Here is a 23,595-nt window from a genome sequence, read left to right as displayed (position 1 = left end):
GGCGCCCGCGCGCCTCGGGCGCCGGCCCCTCGACTCCCCTGCGGCGGGCTCTCCATGGGGTGTGGCAGCGACTGTGCGGCGGTGCTCCCGGGCACCGCCGCACAGCCGTGTCCCCGGTGGCGTGGCGTCGGGCTGTACGTACGACGGTCTCGTTCTTGACACTCCCCTCGACCTGACGGACAGTCAGAAACTGTCGTACGTACGGCCCGAAGCCCGAAGGAGGTGTGCCGTGTCCGACGACGACCTGGCCGCGCGGCTGAAGGCCTTCGAGGGGCTGCCCGCCGTCTCCGAGGCCACCGGCAAGGACCCCGTCGACGCCGCGATGATCCGCCACTGGTGCGAGGCCCTCGGCGACACCCACCCCGCCTACACCGGCACCGGCGCCGTCGCCCCGCCCGCGATGCTCCAGGTGTGGACGATGGGCGGACTCAGCGGCCACGACCGGCGCACCGACGCCTACCACGACCTCCTCACCCTGCTCGACGAGGCCGGCTGCACCTCGGTCGTCGCGACCGACTGCGAGCAGGAGTACGTACGCCCGCTGCGGGTCGGCGACACCGTCACCTTCGACACGGTCGTCGAGTCGGTGACCGGCCCCAAGTCGACCCGGCTGGGCAACGGTTGGTTCGTCACCACCCGCACCGAACTCCGCGTGGCGGGCCTGCTCGCGGGCGTCCACCGCTTCCGCGTCCTCAAGTACGCCCCGAGCCGCCCGGTCCGCGACCCCCGCGGCTCCGACCGCCCCAGCGAGCGCCGCCCGCGTCCGGTAGTGGGCCGCGACAACGCCGGGTACTGGGAGGGCGTCGACCGCCACGAACTGCTCGTCCAGCGGTGCACGGACTGCCGGCGGCCGCGTTTCCCCTGGCTGCCGGGCTGCCCCGACTGCGGCTCGGCGGACTGGGACACCGTCCGGGCGGCCGGGACCGGGACCGTCTTCTCGTACGTGGTGATGCACCACCCGCCCTTCCCGGCCTTCACCGCGCCCGGCCCGCCGGGGCCCTACGCCGTCGGCCTGATCGAGCTCGCCGAGGGTGTGCGGATCGTCGCGAACGTGGTCGGGGTGCCGTACGACAAGGTGCGCGTCGGCATGCCGGTGCGGCTGGAGTTCCTGCGCTGCGACGAGGAGTTGACCGTGCCGGTGTTCCGGGCCGAGGAGTCGGGCGGATGAGGGCCGGGGACCGGCTGCCGCCGCTGGAGATCGAGGTGACCCGGACGCTGATCGTGGCCGGGGCCATCGCCTCGCGCGACTACCAGGACGTCCACCACGACCCCGAGGCCGCCCGGCGCGGCGGCGCCCCCGACGTCTTCATGAACATCCTCACCACGAACGGCCTGGTCGGCCGCTATGTCACCGACGCCTTCGGACCCTCCTGCGTGCTGCGGCGGCTCGCCCTGCGGCTCGGTGCGCCCAGCCATCCCGGCGACACCCTGCTGCTGGCCGGCACGGTCGAGGAGTGCGACGGCCGCCGTGCCGTCGTCCGGGTGACCGGGGACAACGCCGTCGGGCGCCATGTCACGGCCACGGCGGAGGTGACCTGGTGAGCGCTCGTGCGAGGGCCGCGATCGCCGGGATCGGCGCGACCGAGTTCTCCAAGGACTCCGGGCGCAGCGAGCTGCGGCTGGCCGCCGAGGCGGTGCGGGCCGCGCTCGCGGACGCCGGGCTCACCCCCGCCGACGTGGACGGCATGGTCACCTTCACCATGGACACCAGCCCCGAGATCACCGTGGCCCAGGCCTGCGGTATCGGCGAGCTGTCCTTCTTCTCCCGGGTGCACTACGGCGGCGGCGCGGCCTGCGCGACCGTGCAGCAGGCGGCGATGGCCGTCGCCACGGGCGCGGCCGAGGTCGTGGTCTGCTACCGCGCCTTCAACGAGCGCTCCGGCCGCCGTTTCGGCGCGGGGGTGCGCCACCGTGAGCCGACCGCGGAGGGCGTCGCGCTGGGCTGGGTGATGCCGGCCGGGCTGCTCACGCCGGCCTCCTGGGTGGCGATGGCCGCGCGCCGCTATCTCCATGTGCACGGGCTGACCCCCGAGGTCTTCGGGCACGTGGCCGTCGCGGCCCGCCGGTACGCGGCGGCCAACCCGGCCGCGCACTTCCACGGGCGGCCCATCACCCTCGCCGAACACGCCGCCTCGCGCTGGATCGCCGAGCCGCTGCGGCTCCTCGACTGCTGCCAGGAGACCGACGGCGGCCAGGCCCTGGTCGTCACCTCCGTCGAGCGCGCCCGCGATCTGCCCCGCCCGCCGGCCGTGATCGCCGCGGCGGCCCAGGGCGCGGGCCGGGGCCAGGAGCAGATGACCGGCTTCCACCGCGGCGATCCGGCCGTACTGGAGGAGGCCAGGGTCGTCGCCCGGCGGCTGTGGCGAGGAGCGGGGCTAGGTCCGGACGACATCGACGTGGGCATCCTCTACGACCACTTCACCCCGTTCGTGCTGATGCAACTGGAGGCGTACGGGTTCTGCGGGCCGGGCGAGGCCCCCGCCCTTGTCGCCGAGGGGCGGCTGCCGCTGAACACCCACGGGGGCCAGCTCGGCGAGGCGTATCTGCATGGCATGAACGGTGTCGCCGAGGCGGTCCGCCAGCTGCGCGGAACCGCGGTGAACCAGGTGCCGGGCGCGGAACGGGTGCTGGTCACGGCGGGGACGGGGGTGCCGACCTCGGGCCTGGTCCTGGCGGCGGACGGCTGAGCCCCGGCGCCGCGCACAGCCCCCTGGGGTCGGGGTGGACCCTGACCCACCCCGTACTACCTCTCCACCCCCGGTCCACCTACAGGAGGTGCAGTCAGCCCCACCACTACAACCTGAGGGGGACCGCGCTTCGGTCCCTGGGGCCGATCCGCGGGTGCCGCTCCGTCCCTAGCGTTGAGCACATGACCACACTCGTCTGCACCAGCGCCCCGGAGTCCGCCGGACCGGCGAGGCGGGCGCTGCCGTACGCGACGTACCCGTCGTTCTCCTCCTACGTCAGGGCCCGCCGGCCGGTGCTGCTGCGCACCGCGCGGTCGCTGACGTCCAACCCGAACGACGCCGAGGACCTGCTCCAGACCGCCCTCACGAAGACGTACGTCGCCTGGGAGCGGATCGAGGACCACCGCGCGCTGGACGGCTACGTCCGGCGCGCCCTGGTGAACACCCGCACCTCGCAGTGGCGCAAGCGCAAGGTCGACGAGTTCTCCTGCGAGGAGCTGCCCGAGCCGGAGCCGCTGCCCGCCGAGACCGACACCGCCGAGCGGCAGGCGCTGCGCGACGCGATGTGGCGGGCGGTCATGAAGCTGCCCGACCGCCAGCGGGCGATGGTCGTCCTGCGGTACTACGAGGACCTCAGCGAGGCCCAGACGGCCCAGGTTCTCGGCGTGTCGGTGGGCACGGTGAAATCGGCGGTGTCCCGGGCGCTGGGCAAGCTGCGCGAGGACTCCGAGCTGGGATTTGTCCGCTGACGGGCGGCTGACGGAGCCTTCCCGGACCCGGCTCCGGGACGTCCGGGTGCCGAACGTCACCTGATCGATCATTACTCCCTAGTGACATACCGCGCGGTATGTGAGCAGAATCAGCGCACCCCTTACCGCCGCGTAGGCAATGTCGCCCCGGGAGGACGCCGTGCTGAGCACCATGCAGGACGTACCGCTGTTGATCTCCAGGATCCTGGCCCATGGATCGACGATCCACGGGACGTCGCAGGTGACGACCTGGACCGGCGAAGCGGAACCGCAGCGCCGCAGCTACGCGGAGATCGGCGCCCGCGCGGCGCAGCTCGCGCACGCGCTGCGCGACGACCTCGGCGTGAGCGGCGACGACCGGGTCGCGACGCTGATGTGGAACAACGCCGAGCACGTGGAGGCGTACTTCGCGATCCCCTCGATGGGCGCGGTCCTGCACACCCTGAACCTGCGGCTGCCCGCCGAGCAGCTGATCTGGATCGTCCAGCACGCGGCCGACCGGGTCGTCGTGGTCAACGGCTCCCTGCTGCCGCTGCTGGCTCCGGTGCTGCCGCACCTCAAGCCGCTGGAGCACGTGGTCGTGTCGGGCCCCGGCGACCGCTCCCTGCTGGACGGCGCCGCCGTGCAGGTCCACGAGTACGAGGACCTGATCGCGGGCAAGCCGACCTCCTACGACTGGCCGGAGCTGGACGAGCGCCAGGCCGCCGCCATGTGCTACACCTCCGGCACGACCGGCGACCCCAAGGGCGTCGTCTACTCCCACCGGTCGATCTACCTTCACTCCATGCAGGTCAACATGACCGAGTCGATGGGCCTGACCGACCACGACACCTCCCTGGTCGTGGTCCCCCAGTTCCACGTCAACGCCTGGGGTCTGCCGCACGCCACCTTCATGACCGGCGTCAACATGCTGATGCCCGACCGCTTCCTGCAGCCCGCCCCGCTCGCCGAGATGATCGAGAAGGAGAAGCCGACCCACGCGGCGGCCGTCCCCACGATCTGGCAGGGCCTGCTGGCGGAGCTGACCGCCCGCCCGCGCGAGGTCAGCCACCTCGGCCAGGTCACCATCGGCGGCTCGGCCTGTCCGCCCGCCCTCATGGAGGCCTTCGACCGGCTCGGCATGCGCGTCTGCCACGCCTGGGGCATGACGGAGACCTCCCCGCTCGGCACGGTCGCCCGCCCGCCGGCCCACGCGGTCGGCACCGAGGACGAGTTCGGCTACCGCCTCACCCAGGGCCGCTTCCCCACCAGCGTCGAGGCCCGGCTGACCGGCCCCGGCGGCGAGCGCCTGCCCTGGGACGGCGAGTCCGCGGGCGAGCTGGAGGTCCGCGGCCCGTGGATCGCCGGCGCCTACTACAACGGCTCCGACTCCGAACCCCTGCGCCCCGCCGACAAGTTCAGCGAGGACGGCTGGCTGAAGACGGGTGACGTCGGCACCATCTCCCCCGAGGGCTTCCTCACCCTCACCGACCGCGCCAAGGACGTCATCAAGTCCGGCGGCGAGTGGATCTCCTCGGTGGAGCTGGAGAACGCCCTGATGGCCCACCCGGACGTCGCCGAGGCCGCGGTCGTCGCCGTCCCGGACGACAAGTGGGGCGAGCGTCCGCTGGCCACGGTCGTGCTGAAGGAGGGCTCCACCGCGGACTTCGAGTCCCTGCGCACCTTCCTCGCCGACCAGCGCGGCATCGCCAAGTGGCAGCTCCCCGAGCGCTGGACCCTGATCGAGTCCGTGCCCAAGACCTCCGTGGGCAAGTTCGACAAGAAGGTCCTGCGCCGCCAGTACGCCGACGGCGCCCTGGACGTCACGAACCTCGCCTGACGCGGCCGTACGGCGCGACAGCCCCCGGTGCCTTGCATCAGGGGCTGTTCGTCATGAGGGGGAGCGCGGGAGGGGGTCGCTGACGAACGTTCCCAGCCCGACTTCGCCCCGCGTCCATCCCGCTTCCCGCACATGCCGCATGGCCTTGGCCGCGGTCGCGTTCACCACGCCGAACTCCTGCGCGATCTCCAAGGTGGACGGCACACGGCTGCCCGGCGGGTAGGTTCCGCTCTCGATGCGCCGGATGATCTCCGCGGCGATCTGTCGCCACAGGGGGCGTGTGCGGTCGAGGTCCATCAGTTCAGCGTGGGTGACCACGGCAATCCGCGCATCCGTGGTTATCCGCAGTTATCCACGGTATTGTGAACGCGGACAAAGAAACGCCCCGGCGGGAAGGTGGAGCTTCCACGCCGGGGCTGAGCCGACTGAACTGGAGTCGACCTATGCGCAGCCTACTGATGGCACTCCTCCGATTCCTCCTGCCTCCGAGCGGAGCGCACCGCGCCGAAGTCCCGCTGCCGGAGGCTCCGTCCACCGCCGGCCCCCGCCCCGCCCCGCCGCTCCAGGACGTCGTCTTCATGGACAGCCACCCCCTGGTCCGTCCATGCCTCGCCGCGTCGGAACGCGAACTGCGCCTTCAGCGGGCGCGGCGGCGGGCTGCCGTACTGGCGACGATGGGGCAGGACTACGCCGTTCCGCTGGAGGTCGCCGCGTGAGCGCCTCGCGACTGCGCAGCCTCGGTGTCGATCCGGCCACCGGCAAGGAGGCCTACGCGGTCACCCGCCCCGGCGGCTACCTCGACGCCCTCGCCGACACCCACGCCCAGCGCTCCGCGGCGGCGCTGCTGGCGGTCGTCGGCGCCGTACTGGACGCCGGCCAGGCCTCCGACGCCGAACTCGCCGCCTTCGTACCGGCTTTGTACGCGGCACTCGGCGAGTGCGCCGGGGTCGAGCCGGGCTTCCGCCCGCGTTGATGTCCGCTGAACCGACGTCAAAGGCCCCCAAGGATGATCCCTTGGGGGCCTTTGAACGATGTGCACTCGGCAGGATTCGAACCTGCAACCTTCTGATCCGTAGTCAGATGCTCTATCCGTTAAGCTACGAGTGCTTGTTCTGTTTTCGTCTTCGCTTCCGGCCCTTTCGGCCCGTTCGCGGCGACAGGAAGAACATTACATGACTGCCGCCGACATGTGAAATCCATTAAGTAAACCCCTTCTGAGCTGCGAAAACGCCGATTCGGGCGAGTGCGGGCCGGGGCCGTGGGGGAGGGGTTCGGCGGGCCGATTCGGTGCGTTCGTGACTGGGGTCACAGAGTTTCGCGAGGGCGGGTGAACGGGCGCCGGATCGGGCAACCTGACTCCCGGTCCGCGGCCGGTCGGCCGTCCCCTCGCACCATGGGCAGATCCCGGCCCGCGCTCCTGGGCGATCACACTGCCCACACGAGTGGACCGTGCACACCGGCGCCGACTGCACAGGCATCGTCGGCTGCGTCCCGGCCGGGTACGTCGGCGACGCCTCCGCCACCTTCAAGAACGCGATCAGCTCGGCCCGCCCCGACGTGTGATCCCGCCCCCGGCGAGGGACCGCCCGGCCCGGAAACGACTCCCGGAAACGACTCAGGGAGTTCAGCCGGTCATCGGCTGAACTCCCTGAGCACAGAGCGGAGGCGGAGGGATTTGAACCCTCGATGGGCTTTAAGACCCAAACCGCATTAGCAGTGCGGCGCCATAGACCGGACTAGGCGACGCCTCCAGCACAACCACTCGCGCGAGCGCGAACGCTGCGTGCAGATGATGACACAGTCGAGCGTCGTGTCACCAATCGGCTCCCACGGTACTAGGCGGGCGGCCCGCAGGGCAAAGGGCTTCCGGTGGGAACACGCCGGGTGTCCGCAGGTCGCGCGCCTTCACCGCCCGCCAGGTCGCGCGCCCTCACCGCCCGCCGCGCAACGTACGCCGCCCCGGCGCGTTGGGCAGGGCATGTCCTACGTCTCCTCCCGCGCCCTGCGGCGGTTCGCCGTCGCCGCCGGTCTCTCGCTGGCCGCGCTCGGCCCGCTGTCCCCCACGTCCTCCGCCGCCCCCGCCGCACCGTCACCGAGGGTGCCGCCCCCGGTGCGTCACGAGGACCGGCCCGACCACCTCACCGTCACCGTCCTGGAGGGGCCGGAGCGGGCGGCCCGGACGTACGAGCTCGACTGCCACCCCGGCCGCGGCAGCCACCCCGACCCGGCCGCCGCCTGCGCGGCGCTGGACCGCAACACCCACTGGGGCGAGGACCCCTTCGCGCCCGTGCCCGGCGACAGCTTCTGCACGATGCTGTACGGCGGTCCCGCCACCGCCCATGTCACGGGCACCTGGGCGGGGCGGCCCGTCGACGCGCGGTTCGACCGCAGCAACGGCTGTGAGATCGAACGCTGGGACCGGTTCGTCCCGCTGCTGCCCGCCGCCGGCGGCTGACCGACCGCGGCCGTGCTCGGGCCGCACGGCCGCGGAAGCCCGTGGCCGTGCGGCGGCCCTGTAGAGGCCGGGTGGAGGCGCGGTGCCGGTGCCGTAGCGGCCCCGCGCCCGCCCTCCCCGGGGAGTGCGATGTGTCTCGCATCGGGCGCCGCGAGCACAACCGCAGCCCTTAGACTCCCTCGCGTGACACCCCGCGGGCCCGTTGGCAAGATGGCCCGAGCGGTTGGCAAGGTGCGGTAACAGGGAGGAAGCGTCTCGTGAGCAGCAGGCCATCCCGAGGCGCTGCTCGCCTCGCAGCCATACTCGACGCCCTTCCCGATGCGTTGCTCCTGGTCAACGCCAACGGGACCGTCGTCAACGCGAACACCATCGCGCTGGAGGCGTTCGAGGCGCCCGGTACGGCACTCGTCGGGCGCGGGCTGCTGGATCTCCTCCCGGAGTTCGACTCCAAGCTGATTCCCGGCTCCATGCGCCGCCCGGACCACGTCGACCCGCGCGCCCGCACCCGGCCCACCCGGATGGCGGCCCGCCGCACCGACGGCTCCGAGTTCCCGGTCGAGGTCACCAGCGCCAACCTGGAGAACGGCCAGCAGGCCTACGACAGCCACGGCTACGCCGCCGACGAGCTGCTGATGCTGGTCGTCCGCGACCTGACCGGCACCATCGACACCGAGGCCGAGCTCGCCCGCTCGCAGCGGCAGACCGAGATGATCCTGCGGGCCGCGTCCGAGGGCGTCGTCGGCACCGACACCGACGGCCGGATCGTCCTGGTCAACCCGGCCGCCGCGCAGATCCTCGGCTACCGCGCCAGCGACCTGGGCGGCAAGGAGCTGCACACCCTCGTCCTGCACTCGCGCGCCGACGGCTCGCCCTTCCCGTACGACGAGTCGCCGCTCGCCGACACCCTGCGCTCGGGGCGCAAGCACCGGGTGCGCGGGCAGGTGCTGTGGTCCAAGCCGGGGGACAAGGTCTCGGTCGACCTCACCACCGCCCCCGTGCGCGACGGCGACCAGCTCGTCGGCGCCGTGATGACCTTCGCCGACCGCCGCCCGTACGACGTCCTCGCCGACGAGAAGGCCGCCGGCGACCAGGCGCACGCCGACGAGCTGGAGCGGCTGTCCGAGGAGCACGCCTCCGACCTCACCGCGCTGCGCCAGAAGCACGTGACCGAGGTGGAGGAGCTGACCGAGGCCCACCAGGAGGAGCTGGCGGCCGGCGAGGACCGGTACGCCGCCCTCGCCGAGCGCGAGAAGGACCGCTACGAGGCCCTCGCCGCCCGGCACGAGCAGCTGCAGACGCTGCTCGGGCAGTCCCTGCGCGGCCCGCTGGACCAGCTGCGCCGCGAGCTGGCCGCGCTCGCCGCCGACGACGCGGGACAGCTGTGGCCCGAGGCCAACCAGGTCCTGCACCACCTCTCCGCGGGCTACTCCCGCATCACCACCCTCATCGACAACGTCCTCGGCTACCAGCGCCTGGACGCGGGCGCCGCGGAGGTGTCCCGTACGAAGGTGATGCTCGACTCCGTCGTGGCCGCCGGGGTCGACGGGGCCGTCGAGCTGATCGGTCCCGGGCGGGTGCAGTTCGCCGTGCACGCGCCGCCGATCGAGGCCGAGGTCGACGCGGCCCTGCTGGCCACCGCGCTGGCGCACCTGGTCGCCGATGTCGCGGGCGTCGACGCCACAGGCAACGCGCCCGTGTCCGCGGGCGGCTACATGGACAACACCGTCGTCGTGGCCGCCGCCCAGCGCGGCGAGGTCGTCCGCATCGAGGTGCGCGGACCGTACGCCGGGGGAGACCCGGTGCACGAGCCGGTCGTGCGCGGCATCGTGCGGGCCCACGGCGGTGTCCTCCAGACGCACGAGGTGCCGGGCATGAGCGGCAGCGCGTACGTCCTGGAGGTGCCGATCGGCAGCGGCGCGGGCGCGGTCGCCGCGCAGGCGCCGCAGGCCGCTCCCGCCGCGGCGCAGCAGACGTCCGGCGGCGGGCGGCGGCGGGCCCGGCGGTCCTCCGTCGACGCCTTCCTGGAGAGCGAGGTCCCGGACGCCCCCGAAACGGCGGGCGCCGAGGCCGAGGCCGAGTCCGGCACGCCGACCGGGCGGCGCCGCCGCCGCGCGGCCGCCGGGGACGACGAACCGCAGCAGCCGGCTCCCGTCGAGACCGCTGAGGCCTCCGGGGGCACCGGCCGTCGTCGCGGGCGCTCCGCGGACAACGCGGGCGACGGCACCGCCGAGGCCGAGGGCGGGCTGCTTCCCGCCCTGCCCGGTGGCGTCTCCGAGGGCGCCGTCGTGACCGCCGCCGAGCACGCCGCGGGCACCGCGGCGGCCGGGAACGGCCTGGGCCCGGCCGTGCCGCCGCAGGGCGTGCCCGCCGGCGAGGCGCAGCCCGCCGGGCGGCGGGCCCGTCGTGCCGCCGAGCCGCACGCGCTGCCGCCCGCCCTGCCCGCGGTCGCCTCCGAGCCGGCCCAGCCGTCGGGGGCTGCCGCGCTGGAACCCGCCGGGGCCCAGCAGCCCACCGGCCGCCGTCGCCGTGCCCTCGCCGCCGCGCAGGAACGGGCCGACGCGCAGGAGGCCGCTCCCCGGACCGTGTTCGCGCTGCCGCCGGCCGAGGCCGACCGGCCCGCCGACGCGGAGGAGGCCGCCGCCCAGGGCGCGGCGGTACCCGCCGCCATGGCGCTCCCGGCCGCCGCGCCGGTCCCCGCCCAGGTGCCCGCGGCGATGCCCGTCCCGGCCCAGGGTCCGCCCGGCGCCGGGCCGTCCGGCGACCACTCCGGCCGGCAGGAGACACCCGCGCACGGCCAGGCCGACGACCACACCCCGCCGCAGCCGCACCCCACCACCGCGCCCACCGGACGCCGCCGCCGGGCCGTGGCCCAGCAGCCGTCCGCCGAGGGCGCGCCCGCGCAGGCCGTCCCCGGCCGGACCGACAGCACCACGGGCCAGGTCACCGTCCCGGCGCAGGGCACGCACGGCGAGCCGGTCCCGGCCGCCGCCCGGACGACCCCGGCGCAGGGCGTCCCCGCGCACGGCACTCCCGGTCACGGCACCCCGCTGCCCCCTGCCCAGCCGCTGCCCGCCCCGGGCACCCACGGCCAGGGCGTCCAGCTCGCGCAGGCCCAGCCCGTCCCGGCGCAGGCGGCCGGCCGGCAGGTGCCCGCGCAGAACCCCGCCCTCGGGCAGACCCCGGCCCAGCCGCTCCCGGCCGCCGCCCCGCTCCCCGCCGAGGCTCCGGCCACCCAGGCCACCCCTGCGGCGGGCACTCCGGCGGCGGGCACCCCGGCCCAGGCCGCGCCCGCGGCCAGGACGCCCGCCCCGCACCAGACGGGCGCGCTGCCGCTGCCCGCCGAGGCCGCCGCGCCGCTGGACCCGAACTCCACCCAGGGCCGTGCCATAAGCGTGCGCACCCTGGGACAGGGCGTGCCGTTCACCCGCCAGGCGGAGCAGGTGCAGCAGCCGCTCCCGACGGCCACGCCCCTTCCGGGCAGCCCGAACGGTTCCGGACGGCGCCGCAAGCTCGGCACGCCCCCGGACCCGGCCGGGCGCCCCGAGCAGACCGCCGCACGCCCCGAGCAGGCGGCACGCCCCCACCCGACCGCCGAGCAGCCGGCCCTGGCCGCCCAGCCCGTCCCGGCCGCGGGCCAGCCGCTGCCGGTCCCGCAGGCGTCCGAGGGCGCCGGACGGTCGTACGCCATAGGGGCGCCCGACGAGAACGCCGCCGAGGGACCCGAGCCGCTGGACGGTCCGGGCGGTGCCGTCGAGGTCGCCGACACACCGCGCCCGCAGCCGATGGACGACGAGCTGCCGCCCGAGCCGCTGGACAACCCCCGTCGGCTGCTGGTGTGGCCGGCGCCGGACGTGGCGACCCAGCAGGCGCTGAGCGACCGCGGCTACCGACCGGTCGTCGTGCACTCGCGCGAGGAGGTGGACGCGCAGATCGCCGCGTTCCCGGCCGCGCTGTTCGTGGACCCGCTGACCGGGCCGATCACCCGTACGGCACTCCAGTCGCTGCGGCAGGCCGCCGTCGCCGCCGAGGTTCCGGTCATGGTGACGGCCGGGCTGGGACAGGCCACGCGCGAGGAGGCGTACGGCGCCGACCCCGCCGTCCTGTTCAAGGCGCTGGCACCGCGCGACAGCGAGCAGCACCCGCCCCGGGTGCTGCTGATCGAGGAGCACGCGGAGATCGCGCTGGCGCTGACGGCGACGCTGGAGCGGCGCGGTATGCAGGTGGCACGGGCCGCGAGCGACGCGGACGCGGTCACGCTGGCCGGTCAGCTGCGCCCGAACCTCGTGGTGATGGACCTGACGCAGGTGCTCCGGCACCAGGCCGGGATCGTGGACTGGCTGCGCGCGAACGGACAGCTCAACCGGACTCCGCTGGTCGTCTACACGGCCGCGGTCGACCCCGCGGACCTGCCGCGGCTGGCGTCCGGCGAGACGGTTCTCTTCCTCGCCGAGCGCTCCACGAGCGACGAGGTCCAGGACCGGATCGTCGACCTGCTGGCCCGCATCGGGACGAACTAGGGCGAGGTCCGACGCACGCCCTGAGGGCTTAGGCCCTGTTCCCGCGAAGTGCCGTCACCCGTCCGATCCCGGCCGTCACCGCGGTGACCGCCGCCGTAGTGGCCAGGCTGCCCAGCAGGAGTGTCACCACGCCGACCATGTAGAGGCCGCTGGCGTCGTCCGACCAGTCGACGTAGGCGGCGAAGGCCAGGCCCAGCGGGACGCCCGCGACCGCCGCGTCGGTGTGCCGCCGCCAGGCCGCCCAGCACAGCGGGCCCACCAGGGTCAGCACCAGGCCGATCACCTGCCATGCCTCGTAGGGGCCGGTCGTCGAGCCGTCGGGGTGCACATCGCGCTGCTGGTCCCACCCCAGCCACCCCGCCCAGGCCCCCACGGCCACCCCCGCCAGCACGAGACCCACCGTCAGTTCCCGCGCGCGTTCCGCTCGTCGTCTCTCCATGCCTCAAGCGTGCCGCCCGGGGGGAGGGGCGGAACAGGGTGCGGGTACTCAGATGCGGCCCGAGTACGTGCGCGGGGTGTTGTCAGTGGTGGTGTCTACCCTCACGAGTGATGGGACAGGCGTGGAAGTGCTCGGGGCTGCGGTGGTCGGCGGACGGACCGGTGCTCGTGTGGGGCGGCGGGCGGCGCAGTGCGCTGGAGTGGGGGAAGCGGGTCGCGTTCGCCGTAGAGGGGGGTGAGCGGGGGTGCGTCGGGGCCAGGGGGCACGCCTGTCCGCTGGGGGCGGTGGTGTCGGGGCGCAGTACCGGCGCGCGGTGCGATGAGTGCGCGCGGCTGGACCGGGCGCACTCCGTGGCCGCGGACACGCTCGCGGACGACCCCCGGCCGTACCACGTGTATCTGGCGTGGTTCGGCCCCGGCATGACGAAGGTCGGGATCACGGCTCTGGAGCGCGGCTCCGCGCGGCTGCTGGAGCAGGGGGCCGTCTCCTTCAGCTGGCTCGGCTCGGGTCCGCTGATGGCCGCCCGGCGCACGGAGGAGCTGCTGAGGGCGGCCCTGCGCGTGCCGGACCGTGTCCCCTACGCCGAGAAGCGTGCCGTTCGTGCCCTGCTCCCGGCGAGCCGGGCCGAGCGGTCCGCCGAGATCGGCGGGCTGCACGCCCGTGCGCTGGCACTGCCCGAGTGGCCGGAGTCGCTGGCCCGCGCGCCCTTCGACCCCGTCGACCACTTGGAGGTCTTCGGCCTGCGGGACGCGCCGCCCGCCCTCGGCGAGATCGCCCGGCTGGTCCCCGGCGGCGCGCTCAGCGGCACCCTGACCTCCTCCGCCGGCCCCGATCTGCATCTGTCGACCGGCCGGGGCGTCGTCGTGCTGGACACGAGACTGATGACGGGCTGGGACCTCGGCGTCGTCACGGACCCTGTCGAACTGTCCTTTCCGGTCAAGGAGTTCAAGTCCTCCCCGCATCAGCAGGACGAGCTGTTCTGAGCGGTGGGCGGCCAACAGCGCCGCGAAGGTAAAGAGTTGGATCCCGCACGGATCCCTTTCGGCAAGGTCCCTGGATCACCGGGGCCGCCTCCAGGCATCGTGACGTTCATGAGCGAAGACACCGTCACTCCTGTCGTCACCCCTGCTGTCACCCCTGTCGCCGCCTACGAACCCCCTTACTACGCCGCCATCTTCACGTCCGTACGGACCCCCGGGGACGACGGATACGCCGAGACCGCCGAGCGGATGGGGGAACTCGTACGGGAGATACCCGGGTTCCTCGGGGAGGACGCGGCGCGTACCGAGGGCGGGCTCGGGATCACCGTCGCGTACTTCAGGGACCTGGCCGGCATCGAGCGCTGGCGGGCGGACGCCGCGCACCGGGCCGCCAAGGAGCGGGGGAGGGAGAACTGGTACGAGCGGTACACCCTGCACATCGCCCGGGTGGAGCACAGCCGCGCTTTCGAGCGGACACCCCGCAGCACACCCGTCAGCCACGCGCTCGCCCCTGAGGCACCCGCAACCCAGGCGCCCGTCTCCCACGCACCCGACGCCCCGGCGCCTGTGCGTCTCCCGTCCAACTCCTGAGAACCGCCTGTGGGTTTCTAAGGGAATTCACAGCTACCGGAAAGCGTGTTCTCAGAGGACACCGACATGGTGTCCAGCATGACCACGACCTCGCCCCAGGGGCGCACCGAACTGCTGAGGCCGGACGGGAGCCCCGTCCGCGTGCTGGTGGTGGACGACGAGCAGTCGATCACCGAGCTGCTGTCCATGGCCCTGCGCTACGAGGGGTGGCAGATCAGAAGCGCGGGGGACGGCCAGGGAGCCGTCCGCACCGCGCGGGAGTTCCGGCCCGACGCGGTCGTGCTCGACATGATGCTGCCCGACATGGACGGTCTGGCCGTCCTCGGCCGGCTGCGGCGCGAGCTGCCGGACGTCCCGGTGCTCTTCCTGACCGCCAAGGACGCCGTCGAGGACCGGATCGCCGGGCTCACCGCGGGCGGGGACGACTACGTCACCAAGCCGTTCTCCCTGGAGGAGGTCGTCGCCCGGCTGCGCGGGCTCATCCGGCGCTCCGGCGCGGCCGACCGCCGTTCCGACTCCGTCCTCGTCGTCGGCGACCTCACCCTCGACGAGGACAGCCACGAGGTGACCCGGGGCGGGCACGGCATCCACCTCACCGCCACAGAGTTCGAACTGCTCCGCTTCCTGATGCGCAACCCCCGCCGCGTGCTCAGCAAGGCCCAGATACTCGACCGCGTCTGGTCGTACGACTTCGGCGGGCAGGCCAACGTCGTCGAGCTGTACATCTCCTACCTGCGCCGCAAGATCGACGCCGGGCGGGAGCCGATGATCCACACCCGGCGCGGGGCCGGCTATCTGATCAAGCCCGCCGCGTCATGACCGGGCGGCGGCGGACGCGTCCGCGGCGGCGCCGGGCAGGACAGCCGCGCACCCTGCGGACGCGGCTCGTCGTCGCCTCCGTGACCCTGATCGCCGTCGTCTGCGCGGTGATCGGCACGGTCACCACGCTCGCCCTGCGCTCCCATCTGTACGAACAGCTCGACGGGCAGCTCCGCGAGGCCGCGGCACGCGCCGGCGGCTTCGGCAAACCGCCCGGCGTCGATCCGGACCACGAGCCCGGCCAGGGCGTCTCCGACCTCAAGGACACCACCCTCAACCTCGACGCCTTCGTCACGCGCGGCCCCCAGCAGCCCACCGGCACCGTCATAGCCCAGGTCCGTGGCGGCCTCGTCACCGACGCCCGGATCGGCGAGAAGTCGGACGACAGCACCGACATCAGCGGCATGGAGGCCGGCGACCTCGACGAGGCCCAGCAGTCCGCGCTCAACTCCGTCGCCCAGGACGGCGAGCAGCACACCGTCGACCTGCCCGGCCTCGGCCAGTACCGGGTCGAGTACCGCGCCGGCGCGGACAGCGCGGACGGCAGCCTCGGCTACTACGTCGCCCTGCCGACCGAGGAGGTCAGCGGCACCCTCGGCACGCTGATTCTCATCGAGGCCAGTGTCACGGCGGCCGCGCTCGTCGCCGCGGGCATCGCCGGCACGGTCATCGTGGGCGTGGCCACCCGCCCCCTGCGCAGGGTCGCCGCCACCGCCACCCGCGTCTCCGAACTCCCCCTGCACGCGGGCGAGGTGAACCTCGACGAGCGCGTGCCCGAGTCGGAGTGCGACCCGCACACCGAGGTCGGCCGGGTGGGCGCCGCCCTCAACCGCATGCTCGACCACGTCCACGGCGCCCTGCACTCCCGCCAGGAGAGCGAGACCCGGGTACGCCAGTTCGTCGCCGACGCCAGCCATGAGCTGAGAACCCCCCTCGCCTCCATCCGCGGCTACGCCGAACTCACCCGGCGCGGCCGTGAGCAGGTCGGCCCCGACACCCGGCACGCGCTCGGCCGTATCGAGTCCGAGGCGGGCCGGATGACCCTGCTGGTCGAGGACCTGCTGCTGCTCGCCCGGCTGGACGCGGGCCGGCCGCTGTCCTTCGAGCAGACCGACCTCGTCCCGCTCGTGGTGGACACCGTCAGCGACGCCCGCGCCGCCGGCCCCGACCACCGCTGGCGCCTCGAGCTGCCCGACGAGCCCGCCCTGGTGGCCGCCGACGCCGCCCGCCTGCAACAGGTGCTGGTCAACCTGCTGGCCAACGCCCGCACCCACACCCCGCCCGGCACGACCGTCACCGCGGCCGTCCGGCGCGCCGGGGCCTGGCTGTGCGTGGACGTGCGGGACGACGGGCCGGGCATCCCGCCCGCGCTGCTCCCGCACGTGTTCGAACGGTTCGCGCGCGGCGACTCCTCCCGCTCGCGCGCCTCCGGGTCGACCGGTCTCGGCCTCGCCATCGTGCAGGCCGTGGTGAGTGCGCACGGCGGCGCGGTGACCGTGGACAGCGTGCCCGGACGGACCGTGTTCACGGTGCATCTGCCCACGACACCACAGGCCGAGATGCACGTCGAAATGAAACTTCAAGGGGACTCACAGGCCCGGCACAGCGTCAGCACATGGGTGGAACAGGGCGTCTGACGAATGTCGTCGTCATGCGAACCGACTCTTCTCCCGGCACCCTGCCGGCGCGGGAGCACCTCCCGGCCGTGACCGCCGGCACGCCGGTCCTGGACGTAGTGATCCCCGTCTACAACGAGGAGAAGGACCTCCGGCCCTGCGTGCTGCGGCTGTACGAGCATCTCGCGCGCACCTTCCCCTACCCCTTCCGGATCACCGTCGCGGACAACGCCTCCACCGACAGCACCCCGCAGGTCGCGGGCCTGCTGGCGGACCGGATTCCCGAGGTGCGCTCGGTGCGTCTGGAGCAGAAGGGCCGCGGCCGGGCGCTGCGGGCCGTCTGGTCGGCGTCCGAGGCCCCGGTCCTCGCCTATATGGACGTGGACCTGTCCACCGATCTGAACGCGCTGCTGCCGCTGGTCGCGCCGCTCATCTCCGGCCACTCCGACCTGGCCATCGGCTCCCGGCTCAGCCGCAGCTCGCGTGTGGTGCGCGGGGCCAAGCGGGAGTTCATCAGCCGCTCCTACAACCTCATCCTGCGCGGCTCGCTCCAGGCCCGCTTCTCCGACGCCCAGTGCGGGTTCAAGGCGATCCGCCGGGACGTCGCCGGGGTGCTGCTGCCGCTGGTGGAGGACACCGGCTGGTTCTTCGACACCGAGCTGCTGGTGCTCGCCGAGCGTGCGGGCCTGCGCATCCACGAGGTCCCGGTCGACTGGGTCGACGACCCCGACTCCACGGTCCACATCGTGAGGACCGCCACCGACGACCTCAAGGGCGTCCTGCGCGTCGGCAGGGCCCTCGCCACCGGGTCACTGCCCCTGGACCGGCTCACCCGGCCCTTCGGCGACGACCCCCGCGACCGCGAACTGCCCGACGTCCCGCGCGGCCTGGCCCGGCAGCTCCTCGGCTTCTGCGTGGTCGGCGGCCTGTCCACGCTGCTGTATCTCCTCCTCTACACCGGCTTCCGCGCCTTCAGCGGCTCACAGCTCGCCAACGCCCTCGCGCTGCTGCTGTCCGCCGTCGCCAACACGGCCGCCAACCGGCGCCTCACCTTCGGCGTGCGCGGCCGCGGCGGGGCCGTCCGGCACCAGGCGCAGGGCCTGGTCGTGTTCGGCATCGGCCTCGCCCTGACCAGCGGGTCCCTCGCGGCCCTGAACGCGGCCGGCAGCGACCCCGCGCACTCCACCGAACTCGCGGTCCTCATCGCCGCCAACCTCGCGGCCACCGTGCTGCGCTTCCTGCTCTTCCGGGCGTGGGTGTTCCCCGACCGCCCGTACTCCACCGACGACCACCAGGGGGAAACCCGATGACTGCCCAGCTGGACCATGTCCCCGCGTGGGCCCCGCCCGACGCGTCGGCGACGAAGCCGCCTCTCCCGCGACGACTGTGGCGCGGCCGCCCCGAGGACCCGAACTGGGTCCGCCCTGCCTTCCTCGGCGCGCTCCTCGTCATCGGGGCGCTCTACACCTGGAACCTGACGGCCTCCGGCTACGCCAACTCCTTCTACTCCGCCGCCGTACAAGCCGGCAGCCAGTCCTGGAAGGCGATGTTCTTCGGGTCGCTGGACGCCGCCAACGCCATCACGGTCGACAAGCCCCCGGCCTCGCTGTGGCCGATGGCGCTGTCGGTACGGATCTTCGGCCTGAACTCCTTCGCCATCCTGTTCCCACAGGTCCTGATGGCCGTGGCGACCGCCGGCGTGCTCTACGCCGCCGTCCGCCGCCGCTTCACCGCCGCGGCCGGACTGATCACCGTCGCGGTGTTCGCACTGACGCCGGTCGCCGCGCTGATGTTCCGCTTCAACAACCCCGACGCGGCCCTCGCCCTGCTGATGGCCGTCGCCGTGTACTGCACGCTGCGCGCGCTGGAGCAGGCGCGGACCAGGTGGCTGCTGTGGGCGGGCGTGGCGATCGGCCTGGCCTTCCTGGTGAAGACGCTCCAGGCGTTCCTGATCCTGCCGGTGCTGGCCGCCGCGTACGCGGTGCTCGCCCCGGCGCCGCTGAGGAAGCGGATCGGCCAGGTGCTGCTGGCCGGCCTCGCGATGGTCGTGGCGGGCGGCTGGTGGGTGGCGATCGTCGAACTGTGGCCGGCCTCGTCCCGGCCGTACATCGGCGGCTCGCAGAACAACAGCTTCCTGGAGCTGACCTTCGGCTACAACGGCCTCGGCCGGATCAACGGCGAGGAGACCGGCAGCGTCGGCGGCGGAGGCGGCGGCCGGGGCGGAGGCGGCTGGGGCGAGACCGGCTGGGACCGGATGTTCGGCGCGAACATCGGCGGCCAGATCTCCTGGCTGATCCCGGCCGCGCTGATCCTGCTGGTCGCCGCGCTCTGGCTGACCAGGAAGGCCCCGCGCACCGACACCGCCCGCGCCGCGTTCGTCCTGTGGGGCGGCTCGCTGCTGATCACCATGGTGGTCTTCAGCTATATGCAGGGCATCTTCCACGAGTACTACACGGTCGCCCTCGCCCCCTACGTCGCGCCGCTGATCGGCATGGGCGCGGTCGTGCTCTGGGAGGAACGCGGCCGGGCCTGGGCCTCGCTGACCCTGGCGGGCGCGATGACGGCGACCGCGGCCTGGGGGTACGTCCTGCTCAACCGGTCCGCCGACTACCACCCGTGGGTGAAGTGGGTGGTCCTGGTCGGCGGTCTGACGGCCGCGCTGGGCCTGGTCTTCGTCACCCGCCTCGGTGCCGGGCTCACCCGGGCCGTGCTGGGCCTCGGGCTGGTCGCCGCACTCGCCGGGCCGACGGCGTACACGCTGACCACGCTGGGCGAGGGCCACTCGGGCTCGATCGTCACGGCCGGTCCGGCCGTCTCGGGCGGCCGGGGCGGATTCGGCGGCGGGATGCCCGGCGGCGGCCCGGGCGGCGGCGCCTTCCCCGGCCAGGGAGGCCAGAACCAGCAGGGCGGCCAGGGCGGCCAGCAGGGAGGCCCGCAGGGCGGCCAGATGCCCCCGACAGGCGGCTTCGGCAGCGGCTTCCCGGGCGGCCAGAACGGCCCGAACGGCCAGGGGCAGAACGGGAACGGCCAGAACGGGAACGGCCAGAACGGGAACGGCCAGAACAACCAGGCCCTGCCCACCACCCCCGGCGGCACCGGCGGCGAGGGCCCGACGGGCGGCGGCCGCGGCGGCATGGGCGGCCTCCTCAACGGCGCCGAGGTCGACGACGAGGCCAAGAAGCTGCTGGAGACCGACGCCGACCGGTACACCTGGCCCGCCGCGGCCATCGGCGCCCAGAACGCCGCCAGCTACCAGCTCGCCACCGGCGAACCCGTGATGGCGATCGGCGGCTTCAACGGCACCGACCCGTCCCCGACCCTGGCCGAGTTCAAGAAGTACGTGGCGGAGGGGAAGATCCACTACTTCGTCTCGGGCGGCGGAGCGGGCGGCGGCGCCGGCCCCGGCGGTGGCGGCGAGTCCAGCACGTCCTCCCAGATCAGCGCATGGGTGCAGGCCAACTTCAAGGAGGTCACGGCCGGTTCGGCCACCTTCTACGACCTCACGCAGGAGGCGGGTGACAGCTGACGCGCGGCCCGGTCGCACCCCGTGGAGCGGGTCTTCACGGGGTGCGCCCATGCCCGGCGACCGGCCGAGGAGGGCCGAGAAGGGCTTCCCCTCCTCGCGGCCGCCCCGCCCCGGACCGCCGTACGCCTACTCCGCCACCAGGCGTGCCGGGAAGCCGCCGGTGGCCACCGGGCCCCAGCGCTCGGGAGTGATCCGGATGATCGACTTGCCCTGCTTCACCATGGCCGCGCGGTACTCGTCCCAGTCCGGGTGCTCCCCCGCGATGTTGCGGTAGTACTCCACGAGCGGCTCGACGGAGTCCGGGGTGTCGATCACCTCGGCGGTGCCGTCCACCTGGACCCAGGGTCCGTTCCACTCGTCGCTCAGCACGATGACGCTGACCCGCTCGTCGCGCTGGGCGTTGCGGGTCTTGGCGCGCTCCGGGTACGTGGAGACCACGATCCGGCCCGAGTCGTCGACACCGCAGGTCAGCGGAGAGCCCTGAGGGCTGCCGTCGGCGCGCCGGGTGAGCAGGACCGCGCGGTGCCGGGGCCGGACGAAGTCCAGCAACTCGTCCAGGGAGACACGGGTGTTGGTCGCGATGTTCGGTGCCATGCCGTCAGCCTAGGGGCGGCACGACGGCCCGCACGGCCGTGAGCCGGGGACCCGCCAAGAGAGTCGTACGTACGGCCCCGGACCGGAACCGCGGAAGCGGGACCGGTCCGGGGCTGGAAGCCGTCGGCGACGGCGATCAGGACGTACGACCCGCCGGGGCGGACTCCGCGGCCGCCTGGGCCAGGGCCCCGCTGGTGCGCAGCGGCACCTCCTTGATGAACAGGGTCACCAGGAAGGCGAGGAGGGCGACCGGGGTGACGTAGAGGAAGACGTCGGCGATGCCGTGGCCGTAGGCGCTCTCCAGCCAGTCGCGGACGGGCGTGGGCAGCAGGTCCATGTCGGGGATCTGCCCGGAGCCCGCGGCCTTGGCGGCGGCCGCCTGCTGCTCGGGGCTCAGCTGCCCGATGGTGTCCTGGGCGTAGTGCGTGATCCGGGTGGTCATCACCGAACCGAGAGCGGAGACACCCACCGCGCCGCCCAGGGAGCGGAAGAAGGTGACGACCGAGCTGGCGGCGCCGAGTTCGTGCGGGGCGACCTGGTTCTGCGTGGAGAGGACCAGGTTCTGCATCATCATGCCGACGCCGAGGCCCAGGACCGCCATGAACGCGGCGATCTTCCAGTAGTCGGTGTCGTAGCGCATGGTGCCGAGCAGGCCGATCCCCGCCGTCAGCAGCACACCGCCGCTGACCAGCCACGCCTTCCAGCGGCCGGTCCTCGTGATGATCTGCCCGGAGACCGTGGAGGAGACGAACAGGCCCGCGATCATCGGGATCGTCATGACGCCCGACATGGTCGGGGACTTGTCCCGGGCCAGCTGGAAGTACTGGCTGAAGAACACCGTGCCCGCGAACATCGCGATGCCGACGAACAGCGAGGCGATCGAGGCCAGCGTGATGGTCCGGTTGCGGAACAGGTGCAGCGGGATGATCGGCTCGGCGGCCCGGGTCTCGATCAGCAGGAAGACCAGCGCGAGCGCCACCGCGCCACCGACCATCGCGTACGTCTGCCAGGACAGCCAGGCGTACTTGTCGTCCGCGAAGGTGACCCAGATCAGCAGCAGGCTGACGGCGGCGGTGATGAAGAAGGCGCCGGCCCAGTCGACCTTGACCTTCCGGCGGGTCTCCGGCAGGTGCAGGGTCTTCTGGAGCACCACCAGCGCGATCAGCGCGAACGGCACACCCACGTAGAGGCACCAGCGCCAGCCGAGCCACTCGGTGTCGGTGATGACACCGCCGACGAGCGGGCCGCCGACGGTGGCGACGGCGAAGGTCGCGCCGAGGTAGCCGGAGTAACGTCCGCGCTCCCGCGGGGAGATCATCGCGGCCATGATGATCTGCGCCAGCGCGGTCAGACCGCCCGCGCCGAGGCCCTGGATCACCCGGGCGCCGATCAGCATGCCGGAGTTCTGCGCGAGGCCCGCGACGACCGAGCCGAGGATGTAGATGACCAGCGCTATCTGGACCAGCGCCTTCTTGCTGACCAGGTCGGCCAGCTTGCCCCACAGCGGGGTGGACGCGGTCATCGACAGCAGGGCCGCGGTCACGACCCAGGTGTAGGCGCTCTGGCCGCCGCCGAGGTCCTTGATGATCTCCGGCAGGGCGTTGGAGACGATGGTCGAGGACAGGATGGCGGCGAACATGCCGAGCAGCAGCCCGGAGAGCGCCTCCATGATCTGGCGGTGGGACATCGCGGCGCCGTCGGAGGAGCCTCCCCCGTGCTTGGCGTGGGCCCGCACACCGGCTGGTGTGGTCGTTGCCATGGACTTCCTTCTCTTAGCTTGCTTCCGCGGGTGTACGGGTGGTCTGGAAAAGGTCGGGGCGGGCGGCCTCGGCGTCTTCGGCCACCCGAACCCGGCAGTCGCCGAAGCTGTCGCGCAGCCGGGTCATCAGCCGGATGAGCTGGCCGACCTCGTCGTCGGTCCAGTCGTCGAGCCGGGTGGCCAGCAGTCGCGAGGCCCGCCGGGACAGCTCGTCGAGCTGCTCGCGGCCCGCCGCGCTCAGCCGCAGGATGCGTGAGCGCTTGTCCGCCGGGTCGGGGGAGCGTTCGATCCAGCCGCGCGCGGCCACATGGGCCACATGCCTGCTGGTCACGGACATGTCCACGGAGAGCAGCTCCGCGAGCCGGCTCATCCGCATGTCCCCGTACCGGTCAAGCAGCGTCAGCACCGCGGCCGAGCCGGACGGACACTCCGCGGGCATGATCCGCGCGAGCCCCCGTTTCACGGCCCCGATGGCACTGAGCTGGCGGGCCAGTTCCTCGTACAGCCCCTGCTCGGCCACGACCCCTCCATTTTGTTGCTTAGAGCAACCATAAAGGAAAGATGGTTGCCACAGGCAAGCGAATCCCCCACGAGACCGCAAAAACAAAGCAAAGCGAGGTAACCCACCCGCAAAACCCCCACCCCCACACCGCCCAGCGGCAAACCGCCCCAAAGGGGCGCGGGGAGCGGCGAGCCCAGCCCCACCGAATCCCGCACCCGGACACCGAACCCAGGCCCACGTGACACGACCCAAGACCGCCCGTCGGCAAACCGCCCTAAACGGGCGTGGGGCTGTGTCGACATGCGGCTCCGCCTCGCGGGCGCGACCAACCCCCACAAGCCCGCACCCAGAACCGAACCGGAGCCCACCTCGCACGACCCTCATACCGCCCGTCGGCGAACCGCCCTATAGGGGCGCGGGGCTGTGTCGACATGCGGCTCCGCCGCGCGGGCGCGACCAACCCCCACAAGCCCGCACCCAGAACCGAACCGGAGCCCACCTCGCACGACCCTCATACCGCCCGTCGGCGAACCGCCCTATAG

The 23,595-nt window shown here is 73.2% G+C and carries 19 protein-coding genes, 2 tRNA genes and 1 pseudogene; 15 read left to right on the top strand and 7 right to left on the bottom strand.

The genetic code is table 11. The annotated features are described in order from the left end of the window. Positions 1 to 229: 229 nt before the first annotated feature. The 5 genes from ACZ6SQ_RS30810 to ACZ6SQ_RS30790 all read left to right on the top strand — a co-directional run bounded on the left by ACZ6SQ_RS30810 (position 230) and on the right by ACZ6SQ_RS30790 (position 5,255). The gene (locus ACZ6SQ_RS30810; RefSeq protein WP_469567862.1) at positions 230 to 1,168 is read left to right on the top strand and encodes a bifunctional MaoC family dehydratase N-terminal/OB-fold nucleic acid binding domain-containing protein; all 939 of its coding nucleotides are present in this window, start codon (positions 230 to 232) and stop codon (positions 1,166 to 1,168) included. Further along, the gene (locus tag ACZ6SQ_RS30805) at positions 1,165 to 1,542 is read left to right on the top strand and encodes a MaoC/PaaZ C-terminal domain-containing protein (RefSeq protein WP_469567859.1); all 378 of its coding nucleotides are present in this window, start codon (positions 1,165 to 1,167) and stop codon (positions 1,540 to 1,542) included. Before ACZ6SQ_RS30810 ends, ACZ6SQ_RS30805 begins: the two co-directional genes overlap by 4 nt. After that, positions 1,539 to 2,687, top strand: coding sequence for a thiolase C-terminal domain-containing protein (locus ACZ6SQ_RS30800; protein ID WP_469567856.1), 1,149 nt, complete (start codon positions 1,539 to 1,541; stop codon positions 2,685 to 2,687). The genes ACZ6SQ_RS30805 and ACZ6SQ_RS30800 overlap by 4 nt, the downstream gene beginning before the upstream one ends. A gap of 182 nt (positions 2,688 to 2,869) precedes the next feature. After that, on the top strand, positions 2,870 to 3,436 hold the full coding sequence (locus ACZ6SQ_RS30795; protein WP_386385173.1) for a SigE family RNA polymerase sigma factor: 567 nt from the start codon (positions 2,870 to 2,872) through the stop codon (positions 3,434 to 3,436). Between the two features lie 139 nt (positions 3,437 to 3,575). Beyond that, complete coding sequence (locus ACZ6SQ_RS30790; protein WP_469567853.1) at positions 3,576 to 5,255, top strand: long-chain fatty acid--CoA ligase; 1,680 nt, start codon at positions 3,576 to 3,578, stop codon at positions 5,253 to 5,255. A gap of 51 nt (positions 5,256 to 5,306) precedes the next feature. Here ACZ6SQ_RS30790 and ACZ6SQ_RS30785 read toward each other — a convergent pair whose 3' ends face one another. After that, positions 5,307 to 5,552 carry a GntR family transcriptional regulator gene (locus ACZ6SQ_RS30785; RefSeq protein ID WP_469567850.1) on the bottom strand — a complete coding sequence of 82 codons (246 nt, stop codon included), beginning with the start codon at positions 5,550 to 5,552 and terminating at the stop codon, positions 5,307 to 5,309. Between the two features lie 146 nt (positions 5,553 to 5,698). Between ACZ6SQ_RS30785 and ACZ6SQ_RS30780 the strand changes: the two genes are divergently transcribed. Beyond that, positions 5,699 to 5,971: a hypothetical protein gene (locus tag ACZ6SQ_RS30780; RefSeq protein WP_469567847.1), complete on the top strand. Its 273-nt coding sequence runs from the start codon at positions 5,699 to 5,701 to the stop codon at positions 5,969 to 5,971. After that, positions 5,968 to 6,228 (top strand): hypothetical protein, encoded by a 261-nt coding sequence (locus ACZ6SQ_RS30775; protein ID WP_469567843.1) that lies wholly within the window; start codon positions 5,968 to 5,970, stop codon positions 6,226 to 6,228. The genes ACZ6SQ_RS30780 and ACZ6SQ_RS30775 overlap by 4 nt, the downstream gene beginning before the upstream one ends. Positions 6,229 to 6,289: 61 nt before the next feature. Here ACZ6SQ_RS30775 and ACZ6SQ_RS30770 read toward each other — a convergent pair. Then, positions 6,290 to 6,362, bottom strand: a tRNA-Arg gene (locus tag ACZ6SQ_RS30770). Between the two features lie 553 nt (positions 6,363 to 6,915). Then, positions 6,916 to 7,006, bottom strand: a tRNA-Ser gene (locus tag ACZ6SQ_RS30765). A 227-nt stretch (positions 7,007 to 7,233) separates the two neighbouring features. Between ACZ6SQ_RS30765 and ACZ6SQ_RS30760 the strand changes: the two genes are divergently transcribed. Together ACZ6SQ_RS30760 and ACZ6SQ_RS30755 are read left to right on the top strand one after the other, a co-directional pair. Next, a complete protein-coding gene (locus ACZ6SQ_RS30760; protein ID WP_469567840.1) occupies positions 7,234 to 7,710 on the top strand; it encodes an SSI family serine proteinase inhibitor in 477 nt (158 codons plus the stop codon). A gap of 257 nt (positions 7,711 to 7,967) precedes the next feature. Then, on the top strand, positions 7,968 to 12,227 hold the full coding sequence (locus ACZ6SQ_RS30755) for a PAS domain-containing protein (protein WP_469567837.1): 4,260 nt from the start codon (positions 7,968 to 7,970) through the stop codon (positions 12,225 to 12,227). 28 nt (positions 12,228 to 12,255) lie between these two features. Here the strand turns inward: ACZ6SQ_RS30755 and ACZ6SQ_RS30750 are convergent, their stop codons facing one another. Continuing rightward, positions 12,256 to 12,666, bottom strand: a complete 411-nt coding sequence (locus ACZ6SQ_RS30750) for a hypothetical protein (protein WP_469567834.1) — start codon at positions 12,664 to 12,666, stop codon at positions 12,256 to 12,258. 110 nt (positions 12,667 to 12,776) lie between these two features. Here ACZ6SQ_RS30750 and ACZ6SQ_RS30745 point away from each other — a divergent pair, with 110 nt between their 5' ends. From ACZ6SQ_RS30745 to ACZ6SQ_RS30720, 6 genes are all read left to right on the top strand, one after another. After that, positions 12,777 to 13,649, top strand: coding sequence for a DUF2797 domain-containing protein (locus ACZ6SQ_RS30745; protein WP_469567832.1), 873 nt, complete (start codon positions 12,777 to 12,779; stop codon positions 13,647 to 13,649). A gap of 108 nt (positions 13,650 to 13,757) precedes the next feature. After that, entirely contained in the window at positions 13,758 to 14,237 is a 480-nt protein-coding gene (locus ACZ6SQ_RS30740) for an antibiotic biosynthesis monooxygenase family protein (RefSeq protein WP_469567829.1), read from the top strand. 78 nt (positions 14,238 to 14,315) lie between these two features. Further along, complete coding sequence (locus ACZ6SQ_RS30735) at positions 14,316 to 15,056, top strand: response regulator transcription factor (protein ID WP_469567827.1); 741 nt, start codon at positions 14,316 to 14,318, stop codon at positions 15,054 to 15,056. Then, positions 15,053 to 16,693 carry an ATP-binding protein gene (locus tag ACZ6SQ_RS30730; RefSeq protein ID WP_469567824.1) on the top strand — a complete coding sequence of 547 codons (1,641 nt, stop codon included), beginning with the start codon at positions 15,053 to 15,055 and terminating at the stop codon, positions 16,691 to 16,693. Before ACZ6SQ_RS30735 ends, ACZ6SQ_RS30730 begins: the two co-directional genes overlap by 4 nt. Positions 16,694 to 16,707: 14 nt before the next feature. Then, on the top strand, positions 16,708 to 17,982 hold the full coding sequence (locus tag ACZ6SQ_RS30725; protein ID WP_469567821.1) for a bifunctional glycosyltransferase family 2/GtrA family protein: 1,275 nt from the start codon (positions 16,708 to 16,710) through the stop codon (positions 17,980 to 17,982). Then, positions 17,979 to 20,198 carry an ArnT family glycosyltransferase gene (locus ACZ6SQ_RS30720; protein WP_469567818.1) on the top strand — a complete coding sequence of 740 codons (2,220 nt, stop codon included), beginning with the start codon at positions 17,979 to 17,981 and terminating at the stop codon, positions 20,196 to 20,198. Before ACZ6SQ_RS30725 ends, ACZ6SQ_RS30720 begins: the two co-directional genes overlap by 4 nt. Positions 20,199 to 20,324: 126 nt before the next feature. Here ACZ6SQ_RS30720 and ACZ6SQ_RS30715 read toward each other — a convergent pair whose 3' ends face one another. From ACZ6SQ_RS30715 to ACZ6SQ_RS30705, 3 genes and pseudogenes are all read right to left on the bottom strand, one after another. After that, a complete protein-coding gene (locus ACZ6SQ_RS30715) occupies positions 20,325 to 20,792 on the bottom strand; it encodes a PPOX class F420-dependent oxidoreductase (RefSeq protein ID WP_469567816.1) in 468 nt (155 codons plus the stop codon). Between the two features lie 151 nt (positions 20,793 to 20,943). Beyond that, positions 20,944 to 22,479, bottom strand: a pseudogene (locus tag ACZ6SQ_RS30710) (MDR family MFS transporter); the annotation flags it as partial. 85 nt (positions 22,480 to 22,564) lie between these two features. Next, complete coding sequence (locus ACZ6SQ_RS30705; protein ID WP_469567813.1) at positions 22,565 to 23,071, bottom strand: MarR family winged helix-turn-helix transcriptional regulator; 507 nt, start codon at positions 23,069 to 23,071, stop codon at positions 22,565 to 22,567. Positions 23,072 to 23,595: the final 524 nt, after the last annotated feature.

Source organism: Streptomyces sp. NPDC048600, assembly GCF_055587025.1.
The sequence above is the reverse complement of the archived record's forward strand: the minus strand, read 5'-3'. Positions and strand labels throughout refer to the sequence as shown.